Source organism: Pseudorhodoferax soli (genome assembly GCF_003337555.1).
GTDB classification, from domain to species: Bacteria; Pseudomonadota; Gammaproteobacteria; order Burkholderiales; family Burkholderiaceae_C; genus Pseudorhodoferax; species Pseudorhodoferax soli.
Genome location: NZ_QPJK01000024.1, coordinates 1 through 7,678, shown reverse-complemented (window position 1 = coordinate 7,678; position 7,678 = coordinate 1). Strand labels below are relative to the sequence as shown.

3 protein-coding genes are annotated in these 7,678 nt (G+C 71.1%); all 3 read right to left on the bottom strand.

The genetic code is table 11. From position 1 onward, the window contains the following. Positions 1-1,540 (bottom strand): PAS domain-containing protein (locus tag DES41_RS37605; protein WP_147283071.1); only part of this gene is annotated, 1,540 nt, incomplete at its 3' end. A 227-nt stretch (positions 1,541-1,767) separates the two neighbouring features. Next, complete coding sequence (locus DES41_RS37600; RefSeq protein WP_114472799.1) at positions 1,768-5,982, bottom strand: PAS domain-containing hybrid sensor histidine kinase/response regulator; 4,215 nt, start codon at positions 5,980-5,982, stop codon at positions 1,768-1,770. A gap of 187 nt (positions 5,983-6,169) precedes the next feature. After that, a partial coding sequence (locus DES41_RS37595) for a response regulator (protein WP_147283070.1) occupies positions 6,170-7,678 on the bottom strand: 1,509 nt, incomplete at its 5' end.

Sequence of the window (7,678 nt, the reverse complement as noted above, 5' to 3'; positions counted from 1 at the left end):
TGGTGTCCGCATCGATGTGGCGCGCGGTGACCCGGCCCCAAAAGCGCGCGCCGTCCTTGCGCACGAACTCCTGGTCGTGGTGGCTGTCGCGCGGCGTGCCGATGCGCTCTTCCAGCCGCGCCTGCGCCTCGGCCTGCTCGGCCCCCTGGCCGTACCAGATGCCCATGCGCTGGCCCTGCAGCTCGCCCGCTGCATAGCCGAACATGCTGTCCATCTCGCGGTTGCAGCGCGCGATCAGGCCATCGCGCACGAAGGCGATGCCCACCCCGGCCGTCTCGAACATGGCCACCTGCTCCTTCTGCGCCACGCCCAGCGCGCTCTCGGCGGTCTTCAGCGCATCCAGGTCCACCATCACGCCCACCAGGCCGCCAGGGCTGCCGTCGGGCCGGCGGAAGCCGCTCACCGAGTACAGCACCTGGTGCACCCGTCCGTCGGCGAACCGGAACCGCATCTCGCGGCGCACATGCGTGGCCTCGGCGACGACACGCTCGTCCTCGGCCTGCATCTCGCTGCGCAGCGGCTCCGGCATGTCCGCCAGTTCGTCCAGGCGTTTGCCGAGCAAATCGCCGCGGTGCACGCCAAAGGCCTGCTCGAAGGCTTCGTTGCAGCCCAGAAAGCGCGTGTCCGGCCCCTTGTAGTACACGGCGTTGGGCATGCGGTCGATCATGGCCTGCAGGAAGACCGCCATCTCCTGGACCTCGCGGCGCGTCTGCTTGACGGCCGTGATGTCGCTGACCGTGAACTGGATCAGCGTGCGCCCCCGGTAGCGGAACGGCGTGCCATGCACCTCGGCGATCCACAGCTCGCCGTCCGGCCGGCGGTGGTACCACTCGAAGCTCGGCATCTCCTCGCCCCGGCTCTGCAGCCGCTTGCGGCCCATCGCCAGCATCTCCGCCGAGCCCATGCCGTTTTCCTGCCGGGGGGCCGAGACCGACAGCACGTTGCGCCCGACCAGATCCTCGCGGCGCTCCAACCCATACAGCTTGCGGGCGGCCTCGTTGCAATCCGTGTAGCAGTCGGCGACCGGGTCGTAGATCGACATCGCGATGTGCGATTCCTGCAGCATACGGCTGTAGGTCTCGTTGTCCTGGCGCGCCTCCTGCGCACGGCGCAAATCGGTCTCGTCGTCGACGATCCAGGCGACCGCCGCGCCCCCGCCCGGCAGCGCAGTGGCGCGGCCACGCGCATAGACCTGGAAGGCCGTGCCATCGTGGTGCCGCGCGCGCCAGGTGATGCTGCAGGTCTCGCCGTCGGCGAACGACCGGGCTGTCTCGGTGCGAAAGCGCTGGTACTCGGCCTCGTCCTCGAACAGTGCGGCGATCTCCAGGCCGACCAGCGTCTGGGCGTCGGCAAAGCCGAACATCTGCGCGAAGGTGGTGTTGGCGGCCAGCACCCTTGCGTCCGCGATGAGCACGGTGCCGGCCATCAGGCGCGCCAGGAGCAGGGCCTGCGCCGCATCCAGCCGCTGGACCGACGGCGCGCCTTCGGGCATGCCAGAGGCGTCCGGGGCGCCGCTGTGCTGCATCGGCGAGAGGGGCATGGTCGGCGCGGCCACCTAGCGGCGCGGCGGGACCGGCAGCGGCGCAGGAAGAACCATCCAAAGGCGCTTGTAGAGCATTGCGAAGACCGCGGCGTTGATTCGTTACCGTTTATAAAGGAATTTGCCGGCGAATTCGATGCGTGCAAGTAGCCGTTGCCCCGCCCGAAATGGCCAGACCGCACGGTTCCGGGGCCCGGCGCGCCCCGCTGGACGGTGGCGCAGGCCCATCAGCCGCTGGCGATCACCACGCCCTGTCGCGCTGCCGCCGCGCGCAGGCTCGCCAGCGCGGCATCGAAGTCAAAGCCCTGCACGGCTCGCACGATGCCGGCCAGCGCCTCGTCGCCGCACACCTGGTTCAGGGCAGCGCGGTGCTCGCCCAGGTATTCCTCGGCCTGGGCGTCGCAATCGACCAGCAGCCGCGCGAAGGCCTGGGCCTGGTTGGCCGCCTCGGCGGCGTCGATGGCCGGCTGGGGCACGGCGGGCGCCACGGCTGCCACCGCTGCCTCGGCCGGCTCGCCCCAGGCCGCACGCAGCGCCTGCACCCGCGCGTGCAGTTCCGCACCGAAGGCGGCCAGCGCGGACGGCACGTCGCCGCCGTGGCGCAGCGCCTCCTCCAGCGTGGTGGCCGCGGCGTGCAGGGCGACCAGCCCCATGTTGCCGGCCACCCCACGCACGGTGTGCGCTGCCCGCTCGGCTTCCTCCTGGCGGCCCGCCGTCAGCGCAGCCTGGACACGCTGGACCGCATCGGCCTGCCCGTCCACGAACTGGCGCAGCAACCGCAGGTACAGCGCGCGGTTGCCGCCCAAGCGGCGCAGGCCTGCCGCGGTGTCCAGGCCGTCGACGGAGGGCAGATCCTGCGCGGCGGCGAGGGCCGGGGGCGCCGGCTTGGCCGTCGGCGCCTGCGGCTTCGCTTGCGAGGGCGCCGCAGCCGCCGGCGCCTCGGCCGGCCGCGCCGTCACCCAGCGCAGCAGCGCCTTGAACATCAGCGGGGGGTCCAGCGGCTTGGTGATGTGGTCCACCATGCCGGCTGCCAGGCAGCGGTCGCGCTCCTCCACCATGGCATGCGCCGTCATGGCGATCACGGGAAGGTGGGCGAAGCGCGCATCGGCGCGGAGCAGCCGCGTGGCCTCGAGACCGCCCATCACCGGCATCTGCAGGTCCATCAGCACGGCGTCGAAGGCCTCGCCCGAGGCCACCATGTCCACCGCCTCGCGCCCGTTCTGCGCCACGCGCACCTGCGCGCCCGCGCCCTCCAGCAACTCGATGGCGATCTGCTGGTTGATCTCGTTGTCCTCGGCCAGCAGCAGGCGCACGCCGCGCAGCAGGTCGGCGGCCACGTCCTGCGTTTGTACCGGCCGCGCCGACGGGCCCGCGTTCGGCACCAGCGCGGTCATCAGCGCGTCGACCAGCGACGAGGCGCCCACCGGCTTGACGACGAAGGCCTCGATGCCGACCTGCTCGGCCTGCGCGCGCACCTCGTCGCGGCCGTAGGCGGTGGCCATGACGATGCGCACCGTGCTGTCCAGCAGCCGTGCGCGCCGGGAGGTTTCGATGCCGTCCATGCCCGGCATCTGCCAGTCCACCACCATGATGCCGTAGGGTTGGCCGGCACATGCGTGCGACACCGCGGTGAGCGCTTCCTCGCCGCTGGCCGCGGTGTCGACGGCGAAGCCCATGCCCGAGAGCTGCACGGCCATGAGTTCGCGCGCCGCGTCGTTGTCGTCCACCACCAGCGCGCGCATGCCGCGCATGGCGCCCAGCGCGGAGATGTCGTAGCCGCCCTGGTCTTCGCCGATGCCCAGGCGCAGCGTGAACCAGAATTCGCTGCCATGGCCGGCCGTCGATTCGGCGTGGATCTCCCCGCCCATGAGCTCGACCAGCCGCTTGCTGATGGTCAGGCCCAGCCCGGTGCCGCCGTATTTGCGCGTGGTCGAGCCGTCGGCCTGCGTGAAGGCCTGGAACAGCCGCGCGGCCTGCTCGGGCGTCATGCCGATGCCCGAGTCGCGCACGTTCACGCGCAAGAACACCTGTTCCCCCTCGCGCTCCAGCAGCCGCACCGACACCACGACCTGGCCACGCTCGGTGAACTTCACCGAGTTGCTGACCAGGTTGGTGATGATCTGGCCGATGCGCAGTGCGTCGCCCACCAGCACCGGCGGCACCTCGCGCGCGGCGTCGAACAACAGCTCCAGCCCCTTGTCGCCGGCCTTTTGTGCCAGCAAAGCGGCCACGTTGTCCAGCACCTCGTCGAGCCGGAACGGGGCGGCCTCGATGTCCATCTTGCCGGCCTCGACCTTCGAGAAATCCAGGATGTCGTTGATGATGCCCAACAGCGCCGTTCCCGCGTTGTGCACCTTGCTCACGTAGTCGCGCTGGCGCGTGTCCAGGTCGGTGCGCAGCGCCAGCATCGACAGCCCGATGATGGCGTTCATCGGCGTGCGGATCTCGTGGCTCATGTTGGCCAGGAACATCGACTTGGCCTGCACCGATTCCTCGGCCACCTGCTTGGCCTCGGCCAGCGCCAGCGCGATGGCCCGCTCCTCGCTCACGTCTTCCATGAACCACACGCTGCCCTGGGCGGTGTCGGCATCGATGTGGCGCGCCGTGATGCGGCACCACAAGCGCGTGCCGTCCTTGCGCACGAACTCCTGGTCGTGCCGGCTGTCGCGCGGCATGCCGATGCGCTGTTCCAGCCGCGCCTGCGCCGCGTCGTCGTCCCCGCCCTCGCCATACCAGATGCCCAGGCGCCGGCCCTGCAGCTCGCCAGCGGCGTAGCCGAACATGCTGTCGAGCTCGCGGTTGCAGCGTGCGATCACGCCGTCGCGCACGAAGGCGATGCCCACGCCGGCCGTCTCGAACATGGCGACCTGCTCTTTCTGCGCCAGCCCCAGTGCGGTCTCGGCCGCCTTCAGCGCCTCCAGGTCGACCAGCACGCCGACCAGCCCGCCGGGACTGCCGTCGCGCTTGCGAAAGCCGCTGACCGAGTACAGCACCTGGTGCACGTGCCCGTCGGCGTAGCGGAACCGGGTCTCGCGGTGCACGTGCGATGCGTCGGCGATGACCTGCTCCTCTTCGGCCTGCAGCTGCGAACGCCGGGGCTCCGGCATGTGGAGCAGCTCGTCCAGGCGCTTGCCCAACAGTTCGGCACGTTGCACGCCGAACGCCTGCTCGAAGGCCTCGTTGCAACCCAGGAAGCGCGCGTCCGGCCCCTTGTAGAACACCGCGTTCGGCATGCGGTCGATCATGGTCTGCAGGAAGACCGCCGACTCCTTGACCTGGCGCTGCACCGCCTTGGCCGCGGTGATGTCGGTCAGCGTGATCTGGATCAGCGTCTTGCCGCGGTAGCGGAACGAGGTGCCACGGCATTCGGCCATCCATTCCGTGCCGTCGGGCCGGCGGTGGCGCCACTCGAAGCTGGAGGTCTCGCGGCCGCGCTTGACCTGGTTGCGCCGGCCACTTTCCAGCAGATCCGCCGAGGGGCCCATGTCCTGCATGGGAGCCGAGACCGAGAGCACGTCGCGCCCGACCAGGTCCTCGGCCCGCTCCAGGCCGTAGAGCTTGCGCGCCGACTCGTTGCACTCCACATAGCAGTCGGCCTCGGGGTCGTAGATCACGACGGCGATGTGCGACTGCTGGAACATGCGGCTGTAGCTCTCGTTCTCCTGCCGCGCCTGCTGGGCGCCCAGCGTCTGCGCCTCGTCCTCCACCATCCAGACCGCGGCCTCGTGCAAGCCGGGCACCGCGACGCTGCGGCCGCGTGCGTTGGCCTGGAAGACGCTGCCGTCCTGGCGCCGCGCGCGCCAGCTGGTGCTGCAGACGCCGTCCTGCGCGAAGGACCGCCGGCGCTCGGCGTCGAAGCGCTGGAACTCCTCCTCGTCCTCGTACAGCGCGTTGCTCTGCAGGCCCACCAGGCTGTCCGCGTCGGCAAAGCCGAACAGGCTGGCGAAGGCCGCGTTGGCGCGCAGCAGACGGCCGTCGCCGACGAAGACGACGCCGGCCAGCAGGTGGCCCAGCAGCAGTTCGTGCTCCTGGGCCAGCGCCCCGATCTGCAACGGCGCCGGGGCCGGGCGGCCAGGGCCCTCGTCGGTGATCCAGGCGCTGTACCAGGTGTGGCCATCGGCCTGCAGCGTGGAGCACTGCACGCGCCCGACAAAGGCCGATCCGTCGTGGCGCAGCAGGCGCAGCGCCAGCGGCTCTACAGTCTCGCCCGTGCCCTGCAGTGCCTGCAGCAGCTGTCCCACCCCCGCTTCGGCATCCGCATACAGCGCCGCATCGAACAACGAGGGTCCTTGCCCGGCCGCTGGGCCGAAGAGGCGCGTCCACGCGGCATTGGTGCGCTGGATCTGCCCGCCGGGCTCGCACACGATCAACGCCGCAGGCGCGGCGCCCGGCATGGCGGGGGCGTCTGGGCCGTCGCGGTGCTGCATGGACGAAGCAAGCATGGCCGGGTCGGCCACCTATCCGCGTGGCCTTGCCGGCGGTGCCGACAACACCATCCGAAAGCGCTTGTGGTGCATGGAAAGACGGGCGGCGTTGATTTGTTACCGTTTATAAATGAATTCGACGGCGAACTCGATGCACGGGGAGGCTGTTCTGCGTTCTGGGAGGCCAGAACGCCCTGCCCCCGCTTCAAGCCGCAGCCTCGATCACCACGCCGTGCTGCACAGCAGCATCGCGCACGGTCTGCAGCGCGGCATCGAAGTCGAAGGCCCGCACGGCCAGCGCGGTGGCGACCATCGCCTCGGCGCCGCAGATTTGCACCAGCGCCGCGCGGTGCGCGGCCAGGTAGTCCTCGGCCTGCGCATCGCAGTCGGCCAGCAGGCGCGCGAACTGCTGCGCATGGCCCGCTGCCTGGACCGCGTCGATGGCTGGGGCGCCGACCGGTGACGCCACCGGCATGCCGGTGTCCGCGTTCCGCACCGCGCGCAGCGCCTGCACCCGGGCCGACAGCTCGGCACCGAAAACCGACAGCGCCGCCGGCACGTCGCCGCCACGGCGCAGCGTGTCCTCCAGCGTGGCCGCAGCAGCGTGCAACGCCACCAGCCCCATGTTGCCGGCCACCCCCCGGACGGTGTGCGCCGCCCGCTCTGCCTCTTCCTGTTGGCCGGCGGCCAGGGCGGCCTCGATGCGCTGCACGGCATCGGCCTGCCCGTCCGCGAACTGGTGCAGCAGCCGCAGGTACAGCGCGCGGTTGCCGCCCACGCGGCGCAGGCCGGCGGCCGTGTCCAGGCCTTCGATCTCGGGCAACTCCTGCGTGGCCGACGGCGCCGGCTGCGCGGGCGCCGCGGGCGCCGCGGGCGCCGCGGGCGCCGCGGGGGCCGGCACCCCGTTGCCGGGCCCGGCCGGCTGCGCCTGCACCCAGCGCAGCAGCGCCTTGAACATCGCCGGCGGGTCCAGTGGCTTGGTGATGTGGTCCACCATGCCGGCCGCCAGGCAACGGTCGCGTTCCTCCACCATCGCATGTGCGGTCATGGCGATGATGGGCAGGGCCTTGAAACGTGCGTCCGCGCGGATCAGCCCGGTGGCCTCCAGGCCGCCCATCACCGGCATCTGCAAGTCCATCAGCACGGCATCGAATGGGTCGCCGGCGTTGACGATGTCCACGGCCTCGCGCCCGTTGTGCGCCACGCGCACCTGCGCGCCCGCGCCCTCCAGCAATTCGACGGCAATCTGCTGGTTGATCTCGTTGTCCTCGGCCAGCAGGAGCCGCACGCCGCGCAGCAGGTCCGGCGCAATCTCCTGGATCTGCACGGCGCGCGAGGATGGTGCGGTGTGGCGCACCAGCGCCGTCATCAGCGCGTCGACCAGCGCGGAGGCACTCACGGGCTTGACCACGAAGGCCTCGATGCCCGCCTCGTCGGCATGCGCGCGCACCTCGTCGCGCCCGTAGGCCGTGGCCATCACGATGCGCAGCCCGTCGTTGAGCCCGCGCACGCGCTTGGCCGTCTCGATGCCGTCCATGCCCGGCATCTGCCAGTCCACCACCATCAGGCCGTAAGGCTTGCCGGACTGCGCACGCGCCACCGCGGCCAGCGCGTCTTCACCGCTGCCCACGGTGTCCACCGCAAAGCCCATGCCCGACAGCTGCGTGCCCATGAGTTCGCGCGCCGCGTCGTTGTCGTCCACCACCAGCGCGCG

Coding starts and splice junctions, on each gene's coding strand:
- DES41_RS37600 (WP_114472799.1), bottom strand. CDS start 5,982: ATGCTTGCTTCGTCCATGCAGCACCGCGACGGCCCAGACGCCCCCGCC.